The 24,648-nt window shown below is 36.4% G+C and carries 25 protein-coding genes and 1 tRNA gene; 14 read left to right on the top strand and 12 right to left on the bottom strand.

Annotated elements, in window-relative coordinates; all coding sequences use genetic code 11:
• Positions 1 to 5 precede the first annotated feature (5 nt).
• The 3 genes from MUW56_RS01545 (at position 6) to MUW56_RS01535 (ending at position 2,438) form a co-directional block, all read left to right on the top strand.
• Positions 6 to 491, top strand: a complete 486-nt coding sequence (locus tag MUW56_RS01545) for a hypothetical protein (RefSeq protein ID WP_292011527.1) — start codon at positions 6 to 8, stop codon at positions 489 to 491.
• Between the two features lie 32 nt (positions 492 to 523).
• On the top strand, positions 524 to 2,290 hold the full coding sequence (locus MUW56_RS01540) for a TonB-dependent receptor (protein ID WP_292011526.1): 1,767 nt from the start codon (positions 524 to 526) through the stop codon (positions 2,288 to 2,290).
• Between the two features lie 76 nt (positions 2,291 to 2,366).
• Positions 2,367 to 2,438 (top strand) — tRNA-Arg (locus MUW56_RS01535).
• A gap of 416 nt (positions 2,439 to 2,854) precedes the next feature.
• On the opposite strand, the gene MUW56_RS01530 is transcribed toward MUW56_RS01535, so the two are convergent.
• From MUW56_RS01530 to MUW56_RS01500, 8 genes are all read right to left on the bottom strand, one after another.
• Positions 2,855 to 3,061: a hypothetical protein gene (locus MUW56_RS01530; RefSeq protein ID WP_292011525.1), complete on the bottom strand. Its 207-nt coding sequence runs from the start codon at positions 3,059 to 3,061 to the stop codon at positions 2,855 to 2,857.
• Between the two features lie 633 nt (positions 3,062 to 3,694).
• Positions 3,695 to 3,952, bottom strand: a complete 258-nt coding sequence (locus tag MUW56_RS22765) for a transposase (RefSeq protein ID WP_367118480.1) — start codon at positions 3,950 to 3,952, stop codon at positions 3,695 to 3,697.
• A 78-nt stretch (positions 3,953 to 4,030) separates the two neighbouring features.
• Positions 4,031 to 4,777, bottom strand: coding sequence for a GLPGLI family protein (locus MUW56_RS01525; RefSeq protein WP_292011524.1), 747 nt, complete (start codon positions 4,775 to 4,777; stop codon positions 4,031 to 4,033).
• A 28-nt stretch (positions 4,778 to 4,805) separates the two neighbouring features.
• Complete coding sequence (locus MUW56_RS01520; protein ID WP_292011523.1) at positions 4,806 to 5,093, bottom strand: hypothetical protein; 288 nt, start codon at positions 5,091 to 5,093, stop codon at positions 4,806 to 4,808.
• Between the two features lie 861 nt (positions 5,094 to 5,954).
• Positions 5,955 to 6,602 carry a hypothetical protein gene (locus MUW56_RS01515; protein ID WP_292011522.1) on the bottom strand — a complete coding sequence of 216 codons (648 nt, stop codon included), beginning with the start codon at positions 6,600 to 6,602 and terminating at the stop codon, positions 5,955 to 5,957.
• 100 nt (positions 6,603 to 6,702) lie between these two features.
• The gene (locus tag MUW56_RS01510; RefSeq protein ID WP_292011521.1) at positions 6,703 to 7,530 is read right to left on the bottom strand and encodes an SDR family oxidoreductase; all 828 of its coding nucleotides are present in this window, start codon (positions 7,528 to 7,530) and stop codon (positions 6,703 to 6,705) included.
• Between the two features lie 64 nt (positions 7,531 to 7,594).
• Complete coding sequence (locus MUW56_RS01505; RefSeq protein WP_292011520.1) at positions 7,595 to 8,413, bottom strand: SDR family oxidoreductase; 819 nt, start codon at positions 8,411 to 8,413, stop codon at positions 7,595 to 7,597.
• Positions 8,414 to 8,428: 15 nt separating this feature from the next.
• Positions 8,429 to 9,217, bottom strand: coding sequence for an AraC family transcriptional regulator (locus MUW56_RS01500; RefSeq protein ID WP_292011519.1), 789 nt, complete (start codon positions 9,215 to 9,217; stop codon positions 8,429 to 8,431).
• A 500-nt stretch (positions 9,218 to 9,717) separates the two neighbouring features.
• On the opposite strand from MUW56_RS01500, the gene MUW56_RS01495 reads away from it, so the two are divergent.
• From MUW56_RS01495 to MUW56_RS01475, 5 genes are all read left to right on the top strand, one after another.
• A complete protein-coding gene (locus MUW56_RS01495; RefSeq protein ID WP_292011518.1) occupies positions 9,718 to 11,517 on the top strand; it encodes a hypothetical protein in 1,800 nt (599 codons plus the stop codon).
• A gap of 153 nt (positions 11,518 to 11,670) precedes the next feature.
• Complete coding sequence (locus tag MUW56_RS01490) at positions 11,671 to 12,267, top strand: Crp/Fnr family transcriptional regulator (RefSeq protein ID WP_292011517.1); 597 nt, start codon at positions 11,671 to 11,673, stop codon at positions 12,265 to 12,267.
• 251 nt (positions 12,268 to 12,518) lie between these two features.
• A complete protein-coding gene (locus MUW56_RS01485; RefSeq protein ID WP_292011516.1) occupies positions 12,519 to 13,124 on the top strand; it encodes a DUF4142 domain-containing protein in 606 nt (201 codons plus the stop codon).
• 546 nt (positions 13,125 to 13,670) lie between these two features.
• Complete coding sequence (locus MUW56_RS01480) at positions 13,671 to 14,117, top strand: Hsp20/alpha crystallin family protein (RefSeq protein WP_292011515.1); 447 nt, start codon at positions 13,671 to 13,673, stop codon at positions 14,115 to 14,117.
• Between the two features lie 194 nt (positions 14,118 to 14,311).
• Positions 14,312 to 14,659, top strand: coding sequence for a VOC family protein (locus MUW56_RS01475; protein WP_292011514.1), 348 nt, complete (start codon positions 14,312 to 14,314; stop codon positions 14,657 to 14,659).
• 139 nt (positions 14,660 to 14,798) lie between these two features.
• Here MUW56_RS01475 and MUW56_RS01470 read toward each other — a convergent pair whose 3' ends face one another.
• Both MUW56_RS01470 and MUW56_RS01465 read right to left on the bottom strand, forming a co-directional pair.
• Positions 14,799 to 15,086 carry a hypothetical protein gene (locus MUW56_RS01470; RefSeq protein ID WP_292011513.1) on the bottom strand — a complete coding sequence of 96 codons (288 nt, stop codon included), beginning with the start codon at positions 15,084 to 15,086 and terminating at the stop codon, positions 14,799 to 14,801.
• Between the two features lie 155 nt (positions 15,087 to 15,241).
• Entirely contained in the window at positions 15,242 to 16,219 is a 978-nt protein-coding gene (locus MUW56_RS01465) for a 3-oxoacyl-[acyl-carrier-protein] synthase III C-terminal domain-containing protein (protein WP_292011512.1), read from the bottom strand.
• 756 nt (positions 16,220 to 16,975) lie between these two features.
• Here MUW56_RS01465 and MUW56_RS01460 point away from each other — a divergent pair.
• The 4 genes from MUW56_RS01460 to MUW56_RS01445 all read left to right on the top strand — a co-directional run bounded on the left by MUW56_RS01460 (position 16,976) and on the right by MUW56_RS01445 (position 21,914).
• Positions 16,976 to 17,866: a hypothetical protein gene (locus MUW56_RS01460; protein WP_292011511.1), complete on the top strand. Its 891-nt coding sequence runs from the start codon at positions 16,976 to 16,978 to the stop codon at positions 17,864 to 17,866.
• A complete protein-coding gene (locus tag MUW56_RS01455; protein ID WP_292011510.1) occupies positions 17,863 to 19,557 on the top strand; it encodes an ATP-binding protein in 1,695 nt (564 codons plus the stop codon). Before MUW56_RS01460 ends, MUW56_RS01455 begins: the two co-directional genes overlap by 4 nt.
• Positions 19,554 to 20,168, top strand: coding sequence for a response regulator transcription factor (locus tag MUW56_RS01450; RefSeq protein ID WP_292011509.1), 615 nt, complete (start codon positions 19,554 to 19,556; stop codon positions 20,166 to 20,168). The genes MUW56_RS01455 and MUW56_RS01450 overlap by 4 nt, the downstream gene beginning before the upstream one ends.
• A 165-nt stretch (positions 20,169 to 20,333) precedes the next feature.
• Entirely contained in the window at positions 20,334 to 21,914 is a 1,581-nt protein-coding gene (locus MUW56_RS01445) for a hypothetical protein (protein WP_292011508.1), read from the top strand.
• A gap of 272 nt (positions 21,915 to 22,186) precedes the next feature.
• Here the strand turns inward: MUW56_RS01445 and MUW56_RS01440 are convergent, their stop codons facing one another.
• Positions 22,187 to 22,636, bottom strand: a complete 450-nt coding sequence (locus tag MUW56_RS01440; protein WP_292011507.1) for a PA2169 family four-helix-bundle protein — start codon at positions 22,634 to 22,636, stop codon at positions 22,187 to 22,189.
• Between the two features lie 120 nt (positions 22,637 to 22,756).
• Positions 22,757 to 23,335, bottom strand: a complete 579-nt coding sequence (locus tag MUW56_RS01435; RefSeq protein ID WP_292011506.1) for a ferritin-like domain-containing protein — start codon at positions 23,333 to 23,335, stop codon at positions 22,757 to 22,759.
• Positions 23,336 to 23,747: 412 nt separating this feature from the next.
• Between MUW56_RS01435 and MUW56_RS01430 the strand changes: the two genes are divergently transcribed.
• Positions 23,748 to 23,972: a hypothetical protein gene (locus MUW56_RS01430; protein WP_292011505.1), complete on the top strand. Its 225-nt coding sequence runs from the start codon at positions 23,748 to 23,750 to the stop codon at positions 23,970 to 23,972.
• A gap of 193 nt (positions 23,973 to 24,165) precedes the next feature.
• Positions 24,166 to 24,588, top strand: coding sequence for a low affinity iron permease family protein (locus MUW56_RS01425; RefSeq protein WP_292011504.1), 423 nt, complete (start codon positions 24,166 to 24,168; stop codon positions 24,586 to 24,588).
• Positions 24,589 to 24,648 lie beyond the last annotated feature (60 nt).

The raw sequence follows: 24,648 nt of genomic DNA, 5'->3' as shown, positions 1-24,648 counted from the left end.
TGAGAATGTTTACAATAGCAATATATTCTTTTTTAACTTCTGTTTCACTCTGGAGCTGCATTCCTTCGTATACTGCTTATCCTAAAGAGTATAACGGAGCGAAAGCTGACTTTTCGAAGCAAAAAGCTTTTGTGGTGAATAAAGACCTTAAGAAAGAATATGATATTTTAAAACATTCTGGCATTTATGAAATTGTGGAGGACAGTACCAATGCAGCTAAAATAACGCTGCATCCAATGCTGACGCGTACTCCTTCATGTGGAAATCCCATGATTGGAAGCATGATTACCCTCGGGTTGCTGCCTTCAGGATTTCCTTACACTATTGCTTACAGTTATGATGCAGCTGAGAACAGGACAACAAAAAATTATCAATACAAATTACAAGTTTATCAAAGCCTTTGGCTGTTTAATATATTCAGACTGGGTAGAACTTTTTCAAAACAGTCAGGGAAAGCTTTATTAGGCAGTTATATAGCTTCCAATAAATAAAACCCTTTATATTTTTTTCAAATAAAGAAAATATGAACAAGAAAATTCAATTATTATCCATATTATTTTTAGGGGTTTCGCAGCTGGCGTTTTCCCAGATCAAGGAGGAAAAACTGGTTCTCAATAAAAAGAGAGAGCCGGAAGTGAAGAAGATCGAGAAGAAGAAGACTTCCGTGGAAACCATTAAAAATTATCCGCCGGAGGAGAAATCCCAGAACCCTGTACGGTATACGATTACAGATGTTCCTGCGGTTTCAGACTTTAAAACTTCTACGATCCAGGGAGAAGATGTGGCTCCAAAATTCGATGCCACAGCTCAGAACAATTACTTCCAGTTCGGAATGGGGAACTATGGTAAAATCCTGGCAGACGGAAACATCTCGAAAACCCTTGAAAACAAAATCGAAGTAGGAGGTGATGTTCACGTACTTTCTACCAATGGTCTTAAAAAAGACTATGACTGGAATTCAAAACAGACTTCAGCAACTTTCGGGGCCTTCCTGAATTCCTATGGTGAAAAAGGGAAGTTCAATGTAAATGCTGAATATGGATTGAATAATTATAATTATTACGGTATTTATGCCTTACAGCCGGCTGCAGATGTTGATCTGAAGCAAAAGGTAAATCAGTTCAAGGTCAATGGATACTATGATTTCTATTCCAATGAGATCTTAAATGATGTAAGGGTAAAATCATCCTTCCTGAAAGATCATTTCGATGCACAGGAAAACCAGGTTTCCATTTTGGCCAACTTTTCAAAACATGCGGTTGAACTTGGAAAATCAGGGATCAATCTGAATGCCGATCTTGGAGTAGGATTGGACGCTGTGAAGACCGATTTCGCGATCAGGGATAAAAATTCTGCTAATTTCTTCAATACAAATCTGACCCCGAAAGTGACGTTCAGAAAAGGAGAATCTTACTTGATGTTAGGCTCTTCATTCTCTTTCCTGAATGCTAAAAATTCAAATGATCAGATGGCGCAGGAAAAAAATAATAAAACATTTTGGTTCCCGCAGGCAGAATTTCAGTTGGCTGCTGCTAAAGAATTTAAATTCTACGGTGGGGTAGACGGAGGTCTTAAGTTAAATACATACGGAGATATGCTTCAGACGAATCCGTTCATTCTTTCTGACCAGTTTTTAAAGCCGACAGAAACGAAATATCATTTTTATGTGGGATTGAGAGGAGATATCGATGAAACGCTGAAATATGACTTCTCTGCAGGATATGGAAAGATGAGAGACATTATGTTCTTCAAAGCCAATGACCTTTTTGATAATTTATACACTCTTAACCGTTCTGCCTACAATTTTGCAAACACGTTTTCTGCAGTATATGATGACGGAAATGTAAGCGATATCAAAGGAAGTGTACAGTATTTCCCGCTAGAAAATTTAGTTTTAGACGGAGAAATGAGATTTACGAAGTACAATCTGAAGAATTATGACAATATTTATAACGTTCCATTGTTCAATGCGAGCATCGGAGCCAAATATACAATGCTTGACAAGAAATTGCTGTTAGGGTTCAAAGGAATCTTTGCAAGTGACAGAACTACAAACTCTTATATGATCGAAGGAGCGGGTGGTGCAGGCATGATTTTCCAGTCTACGGAGAACACAAACGATAAAGTTGGGGGTTATGCTGATTTAAATCTTTCCGCAGAGTATAAAATTCACAAAAATTTCAGTATTTTTGCACTCGGAAATAATCTTCTGAGCTCAAAGTACCAGACGTACAAAGGATATAAAGTCCTGGGTGCACAGATCCTGGGAGGCGTGAAGATTACTTTCTAGAGGTGCAAATGCAGGATACAGGTAAAAAAGCCAGGCTCACTATTACCTAAGACCTGCCGTCTGCTACCTGAAAAAAGGCTGCATAGTTTAATGGATAGAACTTCGGATTTCGGCTCCGACAGTGAGGGTTCGAATCCTTCTGCGGTCACAGTTTTAAATAAACAACCTGCTGTTTTACAGTGGGTTGTTTTGTTTTTACGCTTTATTTTTTGTAATTGGTCAAGGTAAATGTGATAGATAAAATAATCTGTTGTTAAACACACGACAATTAAAATAATCCCTAAAATAATTTTCTTGCCTTTGCTTTATCACTCAACTTGCATTGCCATCAATTGCAGAGAAGTTTCCTGATTCGGAAACATTTCCATTAACATTATAATCTTCATTAAATACAGCTGATGTTGTTGTTCCTGTCACGCTCAACTACCTTTAGATCGATTTATGGTTGCTTTTGAAAAGAAAGACGTATTGTCAACACATGCCGCGCAAGATGTATCAAAAGTATTCTAAATAAAGAATCCCCACCTAATGGTGGGGATATTTACAAAACTAGACCCTTTTAATTTAGGGGTCAGCTGATTTTAATTGTGAATAATGATAGGTCATAAAGTCCTCTATTGTACTATTCACCACAAGGACGCGTATTGCAATAGGTGAATCCAGCTGGATGCTGACAACATCTTTCATAATCATAGCATCTTTTACCTCCACTTCCACATACTTCTCCAGTTGGATCTCCTTCACCAGGAGCTGGTTCGTCAATGGGATCACCTCCAAATATGACTTTTAGTTTAGATCTTGTAAGTCGATTCTTTACATTTAATTTTTTCATGGTTTTCGTTTTAAATTGTTATTTAATTAAAAGAATTATTACAAAAGTATTAAAATGAATCAAATAACTGGAAGTTATTTTTTTATGTTAAATCCCACCTTTCTCACTCCTATTCCATTAGACAGAAGGTCCACTCACTGGTAATCCATAGGAATATCGGGTTGTCAATTCTTTTAATTCATTTCAAGTTTATGATGATTATTAGAGGGTAGAAATTCTGGATGTCTGTCTGTAGCATCTGATTAAATTGATGAGAATATTCAACACCCTGTTTTGATAAATATCTTTAACAATGAACTTTTTTGTTCATTCCATTCATGCAAAATTGGGTAGCTTACACTGGCTAGAGCTAAGGCGTCTAACTTTTTTAGATAATCAATCTTTGCACGAAGCCTTTCATTTTCAAGGAGAAGTTCTTCTTCTCGTGTCAAAACCTTATCTGGTTTCTTTTTTTTTACCTTTATTACTCATTATTTTAGGTCTTCCTCCCGGCTGGTTTTCTAACCCTAAAATACCTTTTTTATAAGCATCCTGCCAATTTAAAATACTGGACTCGGCGCCTATATTAAACTTTAAGCATGCTTGTTTAACCGAAAGATAATTTTTGATATGAACTGTAAAGCTTTCAGCTTAAACCCGACATCATAAACTCTGTTATTACTGCGAAGAAGACCGCTAGATCCATGTTGAATATAGTATCTAACCCATTGCTTCACCAAAGATTTATTGAGCTCTAATTCTTTAGCAATTGTAGATATAGATTGATCCCTTTGTAAAGCCTTAACAACACAATCCGTTTTAAATTCTAAACTATATTTTGATGTTCCCATAAAAAATGCCTTAAAAGTGTCTAACTTTTTGGGGGCAGTCTATTTAACAGGTGTTTTTTTTATTAATGAGGGCCAAAATTATTTGTCTTTTTGGTCTTCCCATTCAAAATGCTGCTCAATTCCTAGGCGAATTGATGCTATTTTTCCAGTGCTTCCACTAACCTTGCTATTATTTAAGTGATTGATTGTAGTATCATCTTTTCGTATTATATAATCTTTCATTTTAGCTTTTGTAAAGTTAGGGAACTCGGGATTATATTCAACGTTCGAGTTATCATTAAGGTCAACTTTTACAGCTTTCCATAAATCAAAATCTTTACCATCAACTCTTACGTCTAGAATTGTTCCAGGTAAACCGAAAAATTTAAATGGACCAACAGAATACGGGATTTCTTTTGTAAAATATGCAGTTATTGGGGATCCTCGAAAATTAGCTGTTGCTTTTGTACATTCGTAACCAAGAATTTTTCTAGTAAATTCTTTTTCAATTTTCCAATTAATCTGAGGAACTTTATCATATACAAAATAGTAATCCTCTGCATTGTCTCTAACAAATGATGTAAAAAAGAAGTTTCTATCTTTTGTAGTTTCATCAATAGTAGAAATAAAATAAAAATCTTGAGTTTTTTTATTTTTATTAAAGCTTGGATCAGTCCACATAATGTTACCATCTTGTTTTGATATAACCTTTGTACCATTAGTATATAAATCCTCATAGACATTGGCAATAGGAGATCTAACATTAAGATATTGTATATGTATCTGCTTTTGTGCTAATAAGCTTCCATAAAACAAAAGGGAAAAAAGAAAAAGGAATTTGTTCATTATAGATTCTTTGGTTAATTCTTAAGAGTTAATTAATGTCAGTACTCGCTCCTTGTGGTTTAACATTATAACCTTTTGACTTTAAATCTGCAATTATTCCAGCTTGGTAAGCCATGCACGCGTTTAAAGTTGGTTGATCAGATGTAAACCATTGCTGCCCCGTTGCTTGTCCTGACGAGTTGTAGTAGGTTACCATAACTCCACATAGTTGAAAAGCAACTTTAGTAGTTTTTGCTTCAATTTTGCCTTCCACTGTTCCTTTTGCGTTAATAAGACCGGCAATTCCAATGGTTGCTAATAAAATTAATTTTTTCATGAATTGTTTTTTTATGATCAGTTAATAATTAATGAATCATTTCAAAAGTATCAAAATAAATCAAACAACAAGGAATTTATTTTTTATGTTAAATATCTCTATATTAATATTTTATATTTGTTTAAAGAAAAGTAGAATGTTTTTATTATAGAAATCCGTAAAATTATTAGGAGATAATTTTTAATAAGTATTCGAAATTTCTATAAAGGAAAGTGGAGATGTAAGGATCTATATTGGAATGAAAAAATAATATACCATGAAAAAGAGAATAATTTTCCTATTCACACCAAATAAAAAATGAGTTATATAAAGATTATACATTGTAATTATTGCAATAAAACGTGATGTATCTAAACCGAAATCTCTGTTTTTGAAAGTGAAAACTATTCAATGACAGAGATTGAAATCAATTTTTTTAGACTTTTTAAGCCACAAGGGGATTCCCAAATGAATTAATATTAGAATGGTCATCTAAACACTCTAATCTTTTACAGCGTTGACATTCTCTTTCAGTGTTGCTAGTGTATTTCCATTTATGGATATTAAAAAAAACACAGTAATTTTCTCATCATAAATTTTTTTGTGGAAAAAAATCATTTTATCAATGTTATAATTATGGTATTCCGTAACCAGATAGAAAATTAGAAATCACTTTATCTTTGAAAGGGCTTTTATTGTATTTGTCATAAAAAAGCAACCCCTTCCAATACAAGGGTTGCTGCTATTCCGAAGATGCAAACCGAAGTGTACTCAAATATTGCAATTTCGTTTCTGTCTACTAAAATATTAATAGAGCTTTTAAATAAACGTTGAAATAAGTGTTGAATTAACCGGAATATCTGAGCATATCATCACTTTATCCTACAAAGGAGTATAGATGATGGACATAATTGCATTTTCTTCATAAAAAGAATCTGCTCCTCCGGCGATGATGTTACATTTAACAGTATCACCGGGATTAAGTTTTAAGGATAAAACCTGGTTTACAGTATACCTGTTGTTGAATAGTAGAAGACCACCCGAGTTTTGGGCAAAAGGAGTAGTTACGATGATAAAATTTGCGCTGGGGTTGCTGAAATCAGATAATTGGATACTTCCGGAAATTTGATAAACTCCTGCTGTATTAGCGGTGAAGGTATTGGTACTTGCATTCCAGTTGCCTATACCAGCTAATGGGCTAATATCAATCGTATCAAACCTTACCAGGTTTACTGCGTTGCTTCCTGGCAATAGAGTAGTACCGGGCGTAGCAAGTCTTACGCTTAGAACTGTGGTGGGAATTTTAAGTTGGGCAGTGACTACACCGGGATCAATTTCATATATGTCACCGTTGGTTTGGGTGATTAACAGCTTGGAAGTACCGAGAGTAGACGCTACCGGTGTTTGTCTGATCCTTGCAGTTCCGTTGACATCCAAAGTTTGAGTAGGGGAAGGGGTATTAATCCCTACTTGTGAGAAAACAATATTTGAGACCAATACTGTAGCTAAAATAATAAGGTTTTTTTTCATAGTGCATACTTATATTTGCTTTGCAAGAGTATATTCTGTAATAAAAAATGTTATAGTATAAAATCCAACGAACGTGTACTAATTATAATTTTTAAATGCATTAATTCTTAGGTACAAAGGTACTTCTCAATACATCCATATAGCTTTCATCCGTTCCTCCATTTCTGATATCAATAAGCGGCTGTAAATCGGAGCCGATGACGTAACGTAATATATTGCTTTCGTCTGTGGCTGCTTTGAAAATGGTTTCGGCCACATCAGCTGCTGTAGAACCGCCCCCGTTGTAAATACTTTTAAATACTTTATCCATCTGTTTCAGATAATCTGCATAATCGATTAATGCTTCGCCATCGGCAAAATTTTCCTTCGTAGTTTGTTCAAAATTGGTTGCGATATTTCCAGGCTCGATGATTTTGACCCTGATGTTTTGCGAAGCCAATTCAAATGAAAGTGACTCGCAGAAACCCTCCAATGCAAATTTGGATGCTGCATAAATTGATACCAAAGGAACTGTTACCCTGCCAACGCCTGAAGTAATGGTGATGATGTTTCCACCTTTCTGTTCTCGGAAATGGGGCAGTAAAGCTCTCGTAATTTCCATGGTTCCGAAAAGATTCACTGAAAACTGACGGTGGATTTGCTGAGATGTTGTTGCTTCAAAAAGACCGTGCTGTCCGTAGCCGGCGTTATTCAGCAGCACATCAATTTTCCCGAAATGAAAAATAGCCGTTTCTATCACTTCCTTAAAAGTTTCGGGTTGTTCCACATCAAGTTTTAAAACAAGCAAATGCTCACTATTTTTTAGAACATCCTGTTTTTTGGGACTGCGCATGGTTGCTATCACATTCCATCCCTGTGCTGCGAAATATTGGGCAGTTGCCTGTCCTATTCCGGAGGATGCTCCGGTGATAAAAATGGTTTTATTCATTCTATTCAATTTTTTAATTTAGATATAAGATGTGATCTGCGTCATGTTCATATGACCTGATAAATTATGAATTGAACAATTGACGCATATGTCTTGCAAAAGTTAAATCATCCATTGATGTGCGGTGCTTGATCCATCCTTTTGCATCTTCACCCACGATGTAGCGGAATTGATCGGAATTATCTGTTGCAGCCTGGAAAATCTCATCCGCCACTTCTTCGGCAGTTGACATATTTTCACCCATTTGTCCTAATTTGGCTAAGGCTGCTTCACTGAATTCATTATAACTTGCTAATTCAGGGTTGATGGCAAAAAACTTTGCTGAAGTTTCATGAAAAGGTGTTGCCACGCCACCGGGCTCAACCAATTTCAGGCGTATGTTTTGTGAAGCCAGCTCATAAGACAATGCTTCAGAAAAACCTTCCAGTGCAAATTTTGAAGACACATACATCGAAATCAATGGAATACCGATTCTACCGCCGGCAGAACTTACGTTGATGATATTTCCCTGTTTTTGTGCTCTGAAATGCGGTAATAGGGCACGGATGACATTCATCGTTCCAAAAACATTGACGCTGAATTGTTTTTCGATTTGTGCAGGTTCTAAGGCTTCGAAAATTCCGTACTGTCCGAAGGCAGCATTGTTGACTAATAAATCTATTTTCCCGAATCGGTGTATCGCTTTCTGAATGCTGCTTTCAATGGACGAAACATCCTCCAGATCCAAGCGGGTTACCAACCCATTTTCCAGTTGGTTAAGTTCTTTTTCAGCCTCAGGAGTGCGCATCGTTGCGGCTACATTCCATCCATTTTGGGCAAAAAGAAGTGCTGCGGCTCTCCCTATTCCTGTGGAAGAGCCCGTAATTAAAACGGTCTTGTTCATATGTGATATTTTAAATTATAGTCGGGAAGGACTCACCCCAAAGTGGTTTTTGAAGGTATACGAAAAATGTGATAAGGTTTCGAAACCAACTTCCAGATAGACATCCTTTACTTTCATTTTTTTATGTTTGAGTAAATAATGGGCTTCCTCCAGACGTTTTTGCTGTATCCATTTGTGAGGAGACATCTGAAAGAGTTTTTCGAAATCACGCTTAAAGGTAGCCAAACTCCTCCCCGTTAAAAAAGCAAGTTGTGACAATGGCACATTGAAACGGAAGTGGGTATTCATAAAGGCTTCGAGATTAACTTTTCCCGGCATTCCGAAATGAAATAATATATTTTTAAACTCCTTATTATTACGCAGTACCAGAAGAATCATTTCTGTCTTTTTAACGGTGGCAAGTTCGGTGCTGATTTTATTGCTGAACCAAGTTTCAAGTCCTTTAAAATATGTCTGGATCAATTCATCCTCTTTCAGTTTAAACAAACTCTCCTTAGGGCTTTTATCGGAAAATATTTCGTACTGTTCTGCAAATATTTTCAATAGTTTTTCATCCAGAATAATAGAGATCGCTTCAAAACACTTTTCCTGATGTGGATATTTCACAAAACGGATCAAAGCATTTTTTCGGTACAATACCACATCACCTTTCTGGTACAAATGTTTGGTATTACCGTCGTAGGCTTCCATTTCGCCCGAAACAATGAATGAAATGCCATGTTCACCAATGAACTGCTCACCAGCTTTGCTGCTTTTTGTATAGCAGTGGCGCAGAATGCCGTGTAAGTCTTCTAGCTGTTTCATTGTTTTTTTATTTTATTCTTTCCACCAATAGGTCGGTTTATAACGGTATTTAAGGTGCCACTTCACCAATTAAGAGCGTTACCATCGCTTGTTCCTGCTGCAAAGCCTTTTGCTGTCATTCAAGGGTTCATTTTAGCCTTTAAATAAGAGCTGAGGATTTTTGGCAGTTTTCTTTTCATTTTTTCAATACAAAAGTAATGCAGAAAATGAATAACCAGTTTCCTGAAAAGCTCAATTTAAGTTTCCTGAGTGGCTCAAAAAAGATGGAGAGGGGAGTATTAAGTGCTTAATCATATAATTCACAAATTATCATTGGAGATTTTAATTATCGTGCAAAGAGACTCTTATTTGTCTAAAAAAGTAGGGTTTGCCTCATTCAATTGGAATACTTACAACCACCTTCCTATCTTTTGCATAGATATTTCCGGATATTAGTATGTTTTTAACCTCTGTTGGCTTGCAAATTGATAGTACAAACCTTATTGAATTTTTGATGACTAATGACTAAATCGATTATAACTGTAATTTTCCTTTTAAGCGGCCTTTTCTTTTTACAGGCACAGGAGAAAAAAGATTCGCTTTATTATAAAATAGAAGAATTTTCGGATCAGAGAAAAGTTACCAAATTCATTCACCGTCTGATATTCCGCAGGGAAGCGGATTCTGCTTCTGTTAAATCCAGGACGGAAAAACTGTCGCAGGAGGCTTATAATAAAAAATATATCAGAAAAATCCGGGTAGAAACAATTGATCCCTTTGGATATGGTTCCAAAGACAGTAAAGAAAAAACTAAGTGGTATGACTGGCTGACCAATCATCTTCATTCCAATACTAAAATTTCTACCGTTAATCATTATTTGCTTTTTAAGGAAGGCGAAGAATATAATGCTCAGAAACTCTACGAATCCGAACGTTTGCTGAGAGCAATGCCTTTTATCAACAGGGTGAATATCAGTGTTTCTGACAGCACTTCCGGCAGAGATTCCATCGATGTTGTTGTAAAAGTTCTTGATTCGTGGAGTCTAAAGCCGCGGGTCAGTTATTCAGGAAGTAAAATAGGGTTGGGAGTCACCGAAGAAAATGTATTCGGATTAGGGCACGAACTGAATTTCCTTTACAGAAATGATTCCAAAGAAAAGCAAAATTATCTTTTTGGAAGTTATACAGCCTATAACCTTTGGGGTTCTTATATCAACGCCCAGATTCTGGGGGAACGGGATTTTTTTAGAAATGAAAGAATTAATTTCAATGTCAGAAGAGATTTTTTCTCGCCCTTGACGAAATGGGCAGGCGGTTTTAGTTTTGAATATTTTATGCGGAATGTTTTGCTTCCGATAGAAACGGACACTACTTTTCCTGAAGTTCAGATCAAGGTCTACAGCCAGGATATATGGGGCGGTTATCAGATTCCCGTTTCAGCTGATCCAAACGAAAAAGTCTCCGGTAATATTGCTTTGATAGGAAGGGTTCAGAATTATCAGTACAAAGACAGTCCCGGAATAGACCGGTATCAGTATTTCAGCTCATACAGCAGCTTTCTGATGTCTGCCGGATATATTCACAGGAGTTTTTCGGTTCAGAGGAATATTTTTCAATATGATTTGCCGGAAGATATTGCTTATGGCCATTCGGTGAATGTTACTGCAGGAGCTTTATCAAGAAGTAATGACGTGAAGCCCTATGTGGGGATTTCTGCGTCTTATGGTAATTTTACAAAGTTGGGTTATTTCAATGTGAAAGCTCAGTTTGGAAGATTTTTTAATGAAGATAATCAAAATCGCGAGTCTTTTCGCCTGGATGGAACTTATTTTACACCTCTTATGGATTGGAAGTTTGCCAAAGCAAGACATTTCTTTTCTCCGACGTTAGCACTAGGAAATCCGCAGCATAATTATTCTTATAAAGACCGGATTAATCTTTCTTCCGCAGACGAATTTCCTGTGTACAATTCGGATTATATCGGGACTAAAAAATTGGTTTTAAGATATCAGCTCCAGCTTTTCATTAATAAAACCTGGAAGAATTTCCATTTCAGTCCATATGTAACGGCAGCAGTCGGTTGGCTGGGTATGCCTGATGATAAACTGCTGAAAACGAATACAAACACAAAAATAGGGATTGGTGTTTTAATTAATAATCCGTTTCTGGTGTTCAACAGGATTCAGATTTCTTTCACCTATTATCCCCGTGTTCCTTTCGATAATAATTCGGTCTTTGATTTTAACAGCAACCGGAATAACCTTTTGCCTATGAATAGTTTTTCGACAGATATCCCTCATTTTGTGAATTTTGGAAATTGATCATGAAAAATTTTAATATCAAATAATGGTAGGATTTGGTCTTAGATATATATAATAACGCTGACTTTGAAATTGTATGGTATATCTTAGGTATTAGGCAAGCGGGGATATAGTATTATCTTTGGAGCATCTTGTTAAATATTTTTTTATTTTATGGTTATTGATGAAGATGTACTTTTAAAAAATGGAGCAGAATTTCAAAAATATGCTGCCGGAGAAACAATCCTATTACAGGAATCACTCCCCAGATTTTATTTTCAGATAAGCTCAGGTCTCGTAAAGCTTAATACTTTCAGAGATGATGGCAGTGAAATTATTTACAGCTTACCCTCCGATGGACATTGTTTTGCTGAAACTTTTCTCTGGCACGATGTGCCTTACTGTATCAATGCGGTAGCGATGAATGATACGGAAATTATAAAACTGGCAAAAGGAGACTTTATGGAAATGGTCAGTTCAAATAGTGAGCTGATGAAAAACCTAATGGGTTATACTGCTGAAAGAATGTTCTATCGGTATAAAATGCTTGACATTTTATCATTGAATAACCCCTCACGCCGGATTTATGAAGTCTTAACCTTTTTAAAATTACACCATAAAGTAAAGGAACCGTTTAAATATATAGTACCATTTACCAGACAGCAATTAGCAAACATTACCGGACTTCGTGTAGAAACTGTAGTTCGGACTATTAAAAAATTAGAAAAAGAAAAACGGCTGATCATTTTAAAAGGAAAAATCTGTTTATAACCAGCATTTCAAACTGTAACCCCCTGTTCCGTTTCACATCTGAAGACCACTTATAAATCCTCTGTTCAGATGGTTTTGCAGCATTCTTAAAATAGATGTTTATGCTCCTTTTTAATGCCTAAAAGGGTATGGCAAAGGTTTTGGAAATGATCTGAGCGGATCATCCTCTTGATTTTGGCAAATAAATTGTTGCGTTTATCATGAAGTATGAAGGTACTTCGTTATCAATCACCACTTTAAATTTTATTATTATGAAAAATTTTGTTGTAACAGTTTTTGCAGCAGCTGCTATGATAGCCTGCAAAAAAAACGAAACGGTACCTGCCAACCATTCTGCAGAAAGTATGGGAGTGTCTGCCCCTGCTGAAACAGGAATGGTTGTGAGCGACTCTACTAAGATGCCGGGCACTGCGGCACATTCCCTTAGTGATCACGACAAAAAGTTTGCTGATGCTGCTGCCAAGGGAGGGCTGATGGAAGTCATGATGGGAAAACTGGCTGCCACAAATGCTTCGAATTCAGTTGTAAAATCATTGGGGGCAATGATGGTTACCGATCATAGCAAAGCCAATGATGAGCTAAAGAAATGGGCAGAAGCAGCAGGATATACACTACCTACAGCCCTGGATGCTGAAAAACAGAAGATGTATGATGACCTGAAAGCTAAAAAAGGAGTGGATTTCGACCGTAAGTATACTGATCTTATGGTAACAGATCATAAAGAGGATATAGAAGAGTTCAGGAAAGAGGCCGAAAATGGGAAGGAGACATCCCTGAAGTCTTTTGCAAGCAGAACTCTTCCCACCCTGGAACATCATTTAAAGGAATCAGAAAAGGCGAAGGCTGCTGTAAAATAGCGTGCTGGGATCTTATTGCTTGATATGATCTGGGTCATAAAGTAAACAGGATTTGTTTACTATTTTTGAAAAGATTACCCATTATTTTTGCATTAAACAAATTAGCTTCCCCCTAACAGTAAGGGGGAGCTTTTTGTTTGCCATCCTTAGCTTTCATATCCTTATGCAGTTTCGGGTATATTGATATGCTATCTACCGCTGAGGTAAAGGTACAGGAGAAATATTTTTGCTGTGGTTTTAATTTTATTTCATTAGCATACCTCATCATTAAAAAACAGATCAGGAGCGCAACCAGCTTTGCAGTATTGGATTTAACTGAAATTACAAACCTCTTTGGGTTTAGCCATCTGCAATTTTGATCCAAATTCTTTTACGGTGTTGACGAATTGAAAAAGATATAATCAGATTAGACCATGAAATTTTGACAGTTTTTCTGAAAAAATAGCACATTTTTTCTTCTGGTATTTTTTTTGTTTTTTGTTGAGTAAAGCTGGCCAGCTTGAGTTCATTAAAATTATTTGTTTAACTATTTAAAAGTACATTATTATGAATCTAATAAGAAGAAACTGGAATAATTCGTCACTTCCAAATCTTTTTGACGATTTTTTTAATCGTGAACTTTTTAACTGGGGTAACAACAATTATTCCTCAACCAGTACAACCGTTCCATCAGTAAATATTAAGGAGAACGGAGAGGCTTACGAGGTGCAGGTCGCTGCACCGGGCATGGAGAAAAATGATTTCGAAGTTAAACTCGATGGAAATCTTCTGACGATATCCTCTAAAAAGCAGGATAGCAGTGAAACTACAGAAGAAAACTTTACGCGCAGAGAGTTTAGTTATCAGTCTTTTCAGCGGAGCTTTGAGCTTCCACGCGATGTTGTGGATCAGGACAACATCAATGCAAAATATGAAAACGGCTTGTTAATGCTTACTATTCCTAAAAAAGAAGCTGTAAAGCAGAGACCGCCCAGACTGATCGAAATATCTTAAAGTAACTGCCATTCAAATATGGAAAAAAGGCTTCCTCAATTGAGAGGGAGCCTTTTTATGTTATACTTGGTCTGATCCTACCTTATAGGCCTCTTAGAGAATAAATGATGCGCTGCCGGATGACAACTCAATTTTTTTTAACTTTGTTCATAGGGGCAGACCTGCAATTAAATTAAATTAAAAATCAAAATGATATGGGCTTAAAAATACTTTCAATAGTGTGGGGCGTACAAAATCTTGAAAGAGCGATTGCCTTTTGGTCTGAGGCATTGAATTACCGGTTAAAGCGGAATCCTGATCCAGATTTTGCAATTTTGATTCCTATTGTAGGAGATGGAATGCAATTATCATTGAAATTAACCCGCTCGGAAGAACCGAAAAGACATCATATTGACCTGATCACTGAAAATCAGGAAGCAGAAGTGCAACGGCTACTTAGTATTGGTGCTGCAAAAATGGAAGAGTGGGATTACGAACAGAATGCCGACTATGTAGTTTTACTTGATCCGGAAGGAAATTCTTTCTGTGTGGTACAAGCTTGATCGATGTCGGAGTATAAGTCTCTAAAGACCTACAGGAACACCAGATCGTTGGTAGAGTAGAAATTCCAATATAGCTTCATAAGATAAATAAGATAGTAAAGAACCCCTTATGAAGAAGTTCTTTACTATACCGGGAATTTTATCTTGCCGGATGTGCACTGTCTGATACTGCGGCATTGATGTTGCCGGTGCTGTTACCTGTATTATTATTGCTTGTTTTTCTGCCGCCTATGTGGGTCTTTGTGTTGATACTGTCATGGCCTGCCATACTGTCGCTGGAGGTGCGGGATGCTGAGGCTGCTGTATCGGAATAGCTGCTTTGTGTATTTGCTGAATCAGCAGGAGCTATATTTTTTTCTGTATTGTTTTTTTTACAGGCTAAAACTACGAAGCTTATGGCAATGAATGGTAAGAATAAATTTTTCATAAGATATTTTAGTGATGGTTAATGTATTATATGAAATGCTTGGTTCTTCAAAATTAGATATTTACTCATCAGGATTTATATGAGCGAGATCATACTACCTTATCAAGTAAAATTTATTAGTGTATAGTAAAGGACATCATTAGCTTTCGGCGGAATCAATACTTCCAAAGCATTAATCCTGCCTGGTAACCTGTTCCTAAAGTCCATATAAGAACAGAGTCACCTTTTTGCAGCCTGTTGACTTTTTTTTGATACTGGTGCAAGGCTAAAAAAGGGCTTGAAGCTCCGGTATAGCCTAATTCCTCAGAGTAAAAGGGAACTTTTTTTGCCGGTAAATGAAGGGATTCCATGATAATATTGATATTTTTTATTGAAAATTGTGAAAATAAAAACAGATCGATTTGCTCAATCGTAGTATGGTTACGCTTTAAAAAATTACTGATATGGTCCAATGCGAAGTCCACACTTCCCATTCCGTCAAATATTCTGTCCCAGGGGGCCTTATCCTGGAGGTTGTGGCAAGAATGTCCGTTAGGAGGATACAATACAGTATTACAGAAACTGCTGTCCGTATGGTATAGCACATCGATTAATCCTGATGCTGCATTGCCGTTGTCTTCTATAATAAAGGCAAAGGAAGAATCAGAAAGGCAAAAGGCCGTAATGGGATTTTGGGGATCCAGTACCCTGGACATCTTTTCAGCACAGATAATTAAAGCCTTTTGGGCTGATTCAGATGACGCCAGATACCTTGAAACCTGATCCAAAGCTATAAAACCACCAATACAGTTGGCATTAATATCATAACATAACGTCTCAGGTTTTCCTTCCAAAGCGTAATGTATTTGTATTGCATCACAAGGAATCTGATGCTCGGGAGTGTTGCTTACAAAAACAATAATGTCAATGTCCGAAATGGAAATTTTACTTTCTCCAAGAACTCCCTTTGCTGCTTCTATTCCCATAGAAAGTGAAGTCTCTTCAGATTCTCCGGGGACAATGAACCTGTTTTTTCTTCCCAGGGCATTTTGAATTTTTTGCATGGATATTCCCTGTTTCTCAAAATGCTGAATAACAGATTCATTATTTTCTGCATATTCCGGATGATAAAAATAAGTGTGGCTCAGTCTCATATTTATAATGGTTTTGATTTTTTATTTTAATTATTTCCCAATATAGTGATTTTTACAAAAATAGAAATTTTATACTAAAAATATAACCCGGCAGAATATTAATTTTAATAACAAATTATCTTTATACTTTCCGGTAAAAGGCGCCTGCTGTGCAGATTTTACTTATAATCAGTGACTGAGTAAGAATGATAAAAGCCATTTGAAAATATACAGGAAGAGTATATAGGACTTAAAGTAGTAAAAAGTACCTGCTTCTGTAAGAATAACAATAGTTAAATAATATAAATGAATTATCTTTACAGTATTGGTAAAAACAATTGGTTTGTATAAAAATTTTCTAGTATTTGGTTTTTTATTTACTTTTTTTCACTTTACGCTCAGCATTATACTATTCAGCATTACAATACCGATAACGGGCTTCCTCAGAACAGTGTAAAAGATATCATTAAAGATCAATATGAATTTATATGGCTTACTACAGAAAATGGAGTAGTACGATATGATGGGCTAAAATTTCTGGTATTTAAAGATTTACCATTAAACAGCCAACGATTTACATTCTTCTACGGGCATCCTGAAAAGGATAGTATTTTTACAGCAGCAGATTATGGAAAAACGGTTTTAATCCATCGGAAAATTCCTAAAGTAATTAACAGCATAAAAAGATCTTCAACGCTTATCGTTAAAGACAATATCAACTATCATTTATATATTTCAAATTACAGCTACAGCCCTTCTCCGGGAGTCTGCTTCTTTATGAATTTCAAAAAAGGAAGGTATTTTATATCACAAAATTCCTTTACCTATGAAGATTTCTACTCAAAGTCCCGGGTAAAACTGAAAGCAGAACCTTTCTATAGAAACAATCCCGCAGCTTTTGCTATTGGTGAGTTTCTGTTTTCTATTGATTATAATTCCGGGAAAGTCAATGCTATTGAGGAGGGAAAAATAATCAAATCCTATGATGTACCGCTTGTCACCGATACCAGGAGTAAGATATTTTGGAACAGGGTAAATAAACAGGTCTTTATCTTGAATAATGGGGTAGTGTATACCTGTATGTATAGCCATGGAAAACTTAATACATCAAAACTGGTCCAATTAGATCAGATCAGCGAGACAAACCTGATCAGTATTTATTATGATGAAAAATATAAAAAGCTTTATCTGGGTAGCAGCACGGATGGGCTGAAAATTGTAAGTTTATCCGATTTTGTTTCTTCTAAAAGAAATTCTTCAAGAGCATCCACTGTTTTTTATGCCACCCAGCCCTATAATGATTCTTGTGTAATCACCCCTACAGGTGAGATTTATGACAGGAAGGGTTTTGTAGAAAGTAAAAAATTTAAAAAAGCGATCTCTTATTTTTTGAATTATGATAGAGCGGGAAATATTGTTACCAGAAAAGAACAAAGTCTTTTTATATACAATAAGGAATCAGCTTTTACAAAGTTTCATAGTGTGTCTACGGGAGAAGACACTCTGAAAGATCTTTTCTTTGCCGGCGGCTTGTACTATCTGTTATCCGTCAGGCAAAAAAAAGGCAGTACAGAGTTCACCGGTGCATTGAGCATATATGAAGACTGGCCAGGGAAGACCTTAAGGAAAGATATCTTTTTGCCCATGAACCGACAAGACTTATATTGACCAATGAAGGGGATGTGATGGTCGGTACGATCAAAGGAGTATACAAAATCTCCGGCACTACACATAAAATATACAATGTAATGGGTAAAAATGAATTGTCGGTTCGGGATATTATATGCACTAATGATGGCAATGTATGGATAACGACCCTGGGAAAAGGGTTCTATCTTTTAAAAAACAACCGTCTTATAAAAATGCCAGGGGATGGGGAAGGAAACCTTTCGTCACCCCATACCATACTGGAGGATCAGAACGGCTATTTTTGGATCCCTACCAATAATGGACTGTACAAGGTCAGGGAAAGTTTGCTTTTAAAATATGCGAAGAACCACGACTTTACATTCAATTATTACAGGTATTCAAAGGAAGCCGGTTTTACTACCAATGAATTTAATGGGGGAGGTAATGTAAATGGGAACAAATTAAAAAACGGTGATTTTGTATTGCCCTCATTAAGTGGCCTTGTATTTTTTAATCCACTGCAAGCCAAAAGTTATTATCCCAAAGACCTATTTATAGAAAGAGCGCTGGTTGGCGATAAAGAAGTTCTTTTTAAAAATAGGTTAGAGCTTAGGCAGGAAAATAAAAGGTCCGACATATTTATTGATGTTCCTTACTATGCAAGTCCGGATAATATTATAATTCAGGCAAAGCTGGATGATGAAACGTCAAACAACTGGATGCTTATCGGAAAAGACAGAAAGTTTTCACTCAACAATCTGAGTTATGGGACCCATTTTCTGATGGTAAGAATGCTTATTTCGGATCAGCAGGAGTACATCTACAAAAAGATAAAGATCAGTATTCCCCCTTTTTTTTACCAAACGGTGTGGTTTAAAGTGCAGATGTGCTTTCTGCTGCTTTTTTTACTTTATTTATTAGTGAAATGGCGAACCCATTTCCTGAAAAAGAAAACCCTTGAACTTGAAGGAATAATCCAGCTGAGAACTAAAATTCTCTCCGAAACCGTAGACAGCCTGGAAATAACCCAGATAAAGCTTGAAAAAGAGATTGAACAGCAAAAGAAACTTATCGGAACAATTACCCATGATATCACTACACCATTAAAATTTATTGCCTTAACAAGTAAAGAGGTTTTGGATCATCAGGAAATGGACAGAGTCCACACAGAAAAAATCCTGAACTCTATTTATAAATCTTCAAATCAATTATTCAATTTTACAAAGACCTTAAAAGAATATGCTGATATCTATAATGAATACAGAGCCGATGAAACGGAAATTTATTCCCTTTATGAATTAGTGGAAGAAAAAAAAATCCTTTTTGATGAGATTGCAGCAAACCATGATACTGTTATTGTGAATAATGTCAGCAGAACAACAGATATCCGGACCAGTAAGAATATTCTGGCCGTTGTTATCCATAACCTGATGGACAATGCTGTAAAATACACAATAAACGGGGTAATTACTATAAATGGATTTGAAGATAAAGGAATGGTCAATTTAGAAATTATAGATACAGGAGTGGGAATGGATGAGCAGAAGATCCGGTATTATACCAAGCTTCAGGAAAATATTGAAAATGAGAAACTATTATTGCAAAAATATGGTATGGGACTTCATCTGATTCTGCAGTTGTTACAAATGATAGAAAGTAAAATTATCATCAAAAAGAATGCGTCAAAAGGTACTTCTTTCAGATTAATTTTAAAAAATGGAAAAAAATGATTAAAAAGATCCTTATAGCAGATGATCATGATATTGTATTGACTGGAACCACGATCATTTTAGAATCGCGGATTCCCGGCGTTTTAATTGATACTGCCGCAGATTACCCTGAAGTTCTTGATAGAGTTTCTAAACACAAATATGATTTACTTATTCTGGATATCAATATGCCTGAAAGCAGAAATAAAAAAATGATTCCGGAAATCAAAATGATTGATCCCCATTTGAAGATACTGGTCTTTTCCGCATACGAAGAGGAAATTGCTATACAATATATAAAGGCGGGGGCTGACGGGTATATTAATAAGCTGAGTAAAGTGGATACGATCTATGAAGCAGTAAAGAAAATGTTTTCAGAAGGTAATTATTACCCCAATGGCATTGTTAATAAACTTTTACAGCCTTCCGCACTGGATGCGGTAAAAAGTTTATCCGAACGTGAATATGAAATTTTTTTATTAATGGTAAAAGGAAATGGAAATTTGGAGATTTCAAATGAAATGGATATCCAGATGTCTACCATCAGTACCTACAAAAAAAGGATACACAAAAAACTGAAAACCACCAACCTGGCAGATCTTATTAAACTGTATGACGCCTATATATCATAAAACCCCCTTTTTATCAGAATAAAACTGGTTTTTTTGATGTAGAAAATTTTCTACAAATTGCTTAGTTTTTTTCTACGTAGTGTTGAGGTTTCTGTAGAATTTATTCTAATATTTTTACATTATGTTAAATAATATAGTTTATTGATGTATTTAAAATAATGATAAATGTTTAAAATTTCTACAAAATTAATTTTGGCAATGATGGCTTTAAGCCCGGCGGTTATCTTTGCTCAGGCAGGGAGTATTGGAGTTAATACTGCAACTCCCGGTTCCACTATGGATATTAACGGATCATTAGCAGCCAGTTATAAAGCGGTTAATACAGCCTCTTATAATGTAACCGCAACAGACTTTCATGTGTCCTATAATGGCGGTTCTAATGCAATATTCAATCTTCCTTCCTCAATCGGTGGAGTTGGGAATTTTAAAGGGAGAATCTACAGAATTAAGAACAATACGAATTTTACGGTCACGGTAAACTCTGCCGCTCCGGAAACGATTAATGGAAATACAAGTATTTCGATACCTGCCAATCAAAGTGTGGAATTAGTCAGTACAGGGCTTACAGGAGCCAATTCTACCTGGGAAATGCTTTCTCTGGGAACTTCTTCCACAGGAGATTATATTATCGTTAAACCCAATGCAGCCCAGAGTGTATCTACAGGGTCAGATGTTACATTTGGATCAGTAATCGCATCCAATAACATTACCTATAATGCCGGTGTTTTTAATCTGAAAGCCGGAAAGACGTATGTGCTCCGCTGCCAGTTGCATGCTACAGACTTTTCGCTGGCAGGAGGCTTTTTTGTTTATGAATGGGTAGATGCCTCCAACAATTCAGTACTTTCTTCCAGTACTACGGGAGTCGTTGATGCGATCAACAACTATCCTGCAACAACAATAGGCGGGCAGCCCGAAGCATATGCAATTTACAGGCCGGCTGCTGATACCTCTGTAAAGGTAAGATTAGGCGGTGCGGGAACAGCCCAGCTCAATCCGGGAATAGGATTTATGACGATCACGGAACTTGCCGGCGGGAACGGAAACGGAGGGACTACCATTATCAATAATAACATGACGGCAAGCAACGGTCTTACTTTGTCAGGTACTGATGTTAAACTGGGAGGAACTCTTTCGCAGCCGACCGATATTGCGCTGGCAGGGAATAACTTAAGTGTAAACGGGACCGGGAAAATCCTTGTCGGAACCAATACAGTACCAGCCGGATCGTCAAATGCAAAATTAGTTATTGATAACGGAACGGCCAATGGTGCGCTTCAGATTAAAGATGGTACACAGCAGTTAGGATATGTATTGACAAGTGATGCCAATGGACTGGCAACATGGTCATCTACAGTTACCACAGCATTTGCCAACAACTGGACTCCGTATACAGGAACATTAGTAAACCCCTATTTAGGTGGAACAGGCGGAGGCGGCCTGAATACAGGAATACAGGTGACCATTCCTGCAAAGGGCTGGTATTTCTTTAGGTGCGGTATTTCCATTAATTCCGATTGTAATGATTACTTCTTTTACATTAACGGAATTGGGGATGTCTGGAGAAGCTACTGCGGATCAAACACGGCCGCTTTTATGTTTCCCCGGGATCAGAATCGTGTATTGTATTTCGCGACACCCGGAACTTATACCGTGCTGGCAGGTAAAACAAATGGAGTAGTACCCGCTACTTTTAATGCTGGAAATCCTGTTTTTTATTTAGATTTTGTAAAATTTCAGAATTAACATTCCTGTTATTTGTTCTGGATTAGACATCACATTCAATTCGTCAGCGGTTCTAAAAACATACAATGAAATGAAAGGCTGCAAAGATTTATATCCTTGCAGCCTTTTTTGCCTATTGTTCTGTTCCTTGGCTGGAACGATAGATTGGTTTGTGTACGGAGAGCTTATCAGCCATCATCAGTCCAACAATGTAAGATACTCTTGAAATCATAATAGATAATATAAAATACGAGAGCTAATACCATTAGCCCCCGTACACAGATTTATAGATCTTATTTTAATTCTTCCAAATTCTCGAATTTCTGATAAGAAGATCTCAGCTGATGCAGCTGATCCGAAACTACTTTTGTACTTTCCGGACAGAGATCTCCGCTGTCTAAGGCATCTTCATACGCTTTGATTGCTGATTTTTCTCCGAATACTACATTTTCCAGAGTAGATTCATCCTTATCGCTTACTAAAGAGTTTTTTACATCAATCCACGCTCTGTGTAAGGCTCCGGCGGTACTGGTTGTATTATCAGGATTTCCGCCGCGTTCATTAATGAGCCTGATAAGATCTGTTTTCATGGCTTGTGATTGTGATACCATTTGATCATAATCTCCCTTTAAAGAAGAATGGGTATCCCATAATTTGTCTTCCACTTTTGAAAAACCATCAATTCTGTCATTCGTAATGTTCAGTAAGTCGTTGAGTACTGAAACTGTTTTTTCGTTGTTCATATTGTTTTATTTTAAATGGTGTACTGATAAAGGTGCCGGATTAACTGCTATATCTGATGATGTTGAGTCCGGTACCGGTCTGATAGTAAAATTCAGCAGGTTTAAGCTTGCTTTATATTTTTAGAGTGCTTTACTGTTAAGGGTGGTATCCGCTATTTTGGTCAGTAATTCATCACACTTTTTTTCTTCATTTAAGGTGTGTAAGAAATTCTGAAGGCATTCATCTTCTTTTAAAACTTTTGCAAATGCGGCCAAAGTACCATATGTAGCAATTTCGTAATGTTCAACTTTCTGAGCTGCGGCAATGATTCCTGCATCTCTTACGGCTCCAGGCTCTGTTTCTTCAATGATACTCTTACCTTCATCGAGCAGGCCCTGCATCGCATCACATTTTTTAGCCTGAGCTTTTTTGCCGAGTGCCTTAAAACAATTTTCCAGCCTTTCTACATGACCTTTTGTTTCAGCAATATGCTTTTCGATCCCTTTTTTAAGCTTTTCATCGCTCGCATTTTTCATCATGGTAGGTAAAGCTTTAATCAACGCTTTTTCCGCCCAATAGATATCCTTTAGCGAATCTTCAAAAAGATCTTTCAATTCCTTTGCTGCATTTTTCTTAGCAGGAGTTTTACGGGTTGATTGGGAAGTTGTTGCCGTACCTGTTGTTTTTTTTACCGTTTTTTTTGGTGTCTTTGTTTCCATAATACTATATTTGGTGATTGCTGATATGTGTACAACTATAAGACCATTATTACCCGAAACAGGTAAATGTGGTATCTAAAGTAAATTATAACAACGGGACGGCGATGTCTCATTATTCAGTTTTTTTCTTAGGATAAGGCCTATAAAACAAACTTATCACGGATTATTAAACCGTAAAATTTCAAACGAACATTTCCAGTAATTGAGATATCATTTCAAAAAGGTAGCGCGGAATATAATTTGATAATGCGTGCAGCTGCTTTTATGAATATGATCGAAAGCATAAAACAGTGGATCGTATTTTTAATACATTCGATTCAATATAATTATAAACTGCATTGTGGGTTTATAATAAAATATAAGGAAGTCTACAAATAACGGATTGAATACATTTTCATTTAAAAAAAATCTCATGAAATACGATGAAGCATTACGCCATAAGAAAGAAGCAGTAAAAAAAGCCGATGATTCAGTACTGCAGCACTATCATATCATCATTACACCGGCAGACACTACCGAAAGTGTCAGGTATATTGAAGAATATTCAAAACAGCCTGATCAGTTTAAGGATGAAAGCTGTAAAAAATACTGCTCAAACGGGGAATACGAAGTGGTTAGCTTTAAAAAGAATTCATAAACAAACTGCCTTCGTGAAAAATGGTTCGCTCTCCGAATAATTTAAATCTCTTTTGAAATTTTTATTTAAAATAACCACTTTCAATATGACCTGGCTCATATATTTTTAATAGGTGATAGGCTATATTAAATGTAATTGTATGCATGTAGTTTCTTGCAGTGCAGTAAACATTTATTCTACAAAATTTTATAGTATGAAAAAGAATCTTTTTGACAAGTTTGCAGACTGGGCGGTATGCTTTACCGGAAGTGCAGGAGCCTTCATAGGAGCGAGTTTGCTGGTTGTAATTTGGGCAGCTACAGGACCGATGTTTAAATTTTCTGAAGTTTGGCAAATGGTAATTAATACAGGAACAACCATTATCACTTTTCTTATGGTATTCCTGATCCAGAAAGCGCAAAACAAAGATTCAAAAGCAATTCAGATTAAGCTGAATGAGCTTATCGCCACCCAGGTGAATGCGAGTAATAAAATTGTGGATATTGAGGATCTGACAGAGGATGAGCTGGATGAATTGCACAAATTTTACGAAAAAATAGGTAAGTTTCCTAAAGGGAAAGAATTCTCTGAAGCAAGCCCTGATGTTGCCAAAAAGCAGCCTGAGCGCTATAAGTAACCATTTTAATCAGGTTTAATATAATGTTTGATCGTACCAAAACACAATAATCAGTTAATA

The organism is Chryseobacterium sp., from assembly GCF_022869225.1.
GTDB lineage: Bacteria > Bacteroidota > Bacteroidia > Flavobacteriales > Weeksellaceae > Chryseobacterium.
Note: the sequence above shows the minus strand (reverse complement) of the source record. Positions and strands in the feature narration are given on the sequence as shown.

Coding starts and splice junctions, on each gene's coding strand:
- MUW56_RS01430 (WP_292011505.1), top strand. CDS start 23,748: ATGAAATACGATGAAGCATTACGCCATAAGAAAGAAGCAGTAAAAAAA.
- MUW56_RS01470 (WP_292011513.1), bottom strand. CDS start 15,086: ATGAAAAATTTATTCTTACCATTCATTGCCATAAGCTTCGTAGTTTTA.
- MUW56_RS01435 (WP_292011506.1), bottom strand. CDS start 23,335: ATGGAAACAAAGACACCAAAAAAAACGGTAAAAAAAACAACAGGTACG.
- MUW56_RS01450 (WP_292011509.1), top strand. CDS start 19,554: ATGATTAAAAAGATCCTTATAGCAGATGATCATGATATTGTATTGACT.
- MUW56_RS01500 (WP_292011519.1), bottom strand. CDS start 9,217: ATGAAACAGCTAGAAGACTTACACGGCATTCTGCGCCACTGCTATACA.
- MUW56_RS01545 (WP_292011527.1), top strand. CDS start 6: ATGTTTACAATAGCAATATATTCTTTTTTAACTTCTGTTTCACTCTGG.
- MUW56_RS01540 (WP_292011526.1), top strand. CDS start 524: ATGAACAAGAAAATTCAATTATTATCCATATTATTTTTAGGGGTTTCG.
- MUW56_RS01460 (WP_292011511.1), top strand. CDS start 16,976: ATGAATTTCAAAAAAGGAAGGTATTTTATATCACAAAATTCCTTTACC.
- MUW56_RS01510 (WP_292011521.1), bottom strand. CDS start 7,530: ATGAATAAAACCATTTTTATCACCGGAGCATCCTCCGGAATAGGACAG.
- MUW56_RS01515 (WP_292011522.1), bottom strand. CDS start 6,602: ATGAAAAAAAACCTTATTATTTTAGCTACAGTATTGGTCTCAAATATT.
- MUW56_RS01495 (WP_292011518.1), top strand. CDS start 9,718: ATGACTAAATCGATTATAACTGTAATTTTCCTTTTAAGCGGCCTTTTC.
- MUW56_RS01425 (WP_292011504.1), top strand. CDS start 24,166: ATGAAAAAGAATCTTTTTGACAAGTTTGCAGACTGGGCGGTATGCTTT.
- MUW56_RS01505 (WP_292011520.1), bottom strand. CDS start 8,413: ATGAACAAGACCGTTTTAATTACGGGCTCTTCCACAGGAATAGGGAGA.
- MUW56_RS01465 (WP_292011512.1), bottom strand. CDS start 16,219: ATGAGACTGAGCCACACTTATTTTTATCATCCGGAATATGCAGAAAAT.
- MUW56_RS01485 (WP_292011516.1), top strand. CDS start 12,519: ATGAAAAATTTTGTTGTAACAGTTTTTGCAGCAGCTGCTATGATAGCC.
- MUW56_RS01525 (WP_292011524.1), bottom strand. CDS start 4,777: ATGAACAAATTCCTTTTTCTTTTTTCCCTTTTGTTTTATGGAAGCTTA.
- MUW56_RS01520 (WP_292011523.1), bottom strand. CDS start 5,093: ATGAAAAAATTAATTTTATTAGCAACCATTGGAATTGCCGGTCTTATT.
- MUW56_RS01475 (WP_292011514.1), top strand. CDS start 14,312: ATGGGCTTAAAAATACTTTCAATAGTGTGGGGCGTACAAAATCTTGAA.
- MUW56_RS01440 (WP_292011507.1), bottom strand. CDS start 22,636: ATGAACAACGAAAAAACAGTTTCAGTACTCAACGACTTACTGAACATT.
- MUW56_RS01490 (WP_292011517.1), top strand. CDS start 11,671: ATGGTTATTGATGAAGATGTACTTTTAAAAAATGGAGCAGAATTTCAA.
- MUW56_RS01445 (WP_292011508.1), top strand. CDS start 20,334: ATGTTTAAAATTTCTACAAAATTAATTTTGGCAATGATGGCTTTAAGC.
- MUW56_RS01480 (WP_292011515.1), top strand. CDS start 13,671: ATGAATCTAATAAGAAGAAACTGGAATAATTCGTCACTTCCAAATCTT.
- MUW56_RS22765 (WP_367118480.1), bottom strand. CDS start 3,952: ATGGGAACATCAAAATATAGTTTAGAATTTAAAACGGATTGTGTTGTT.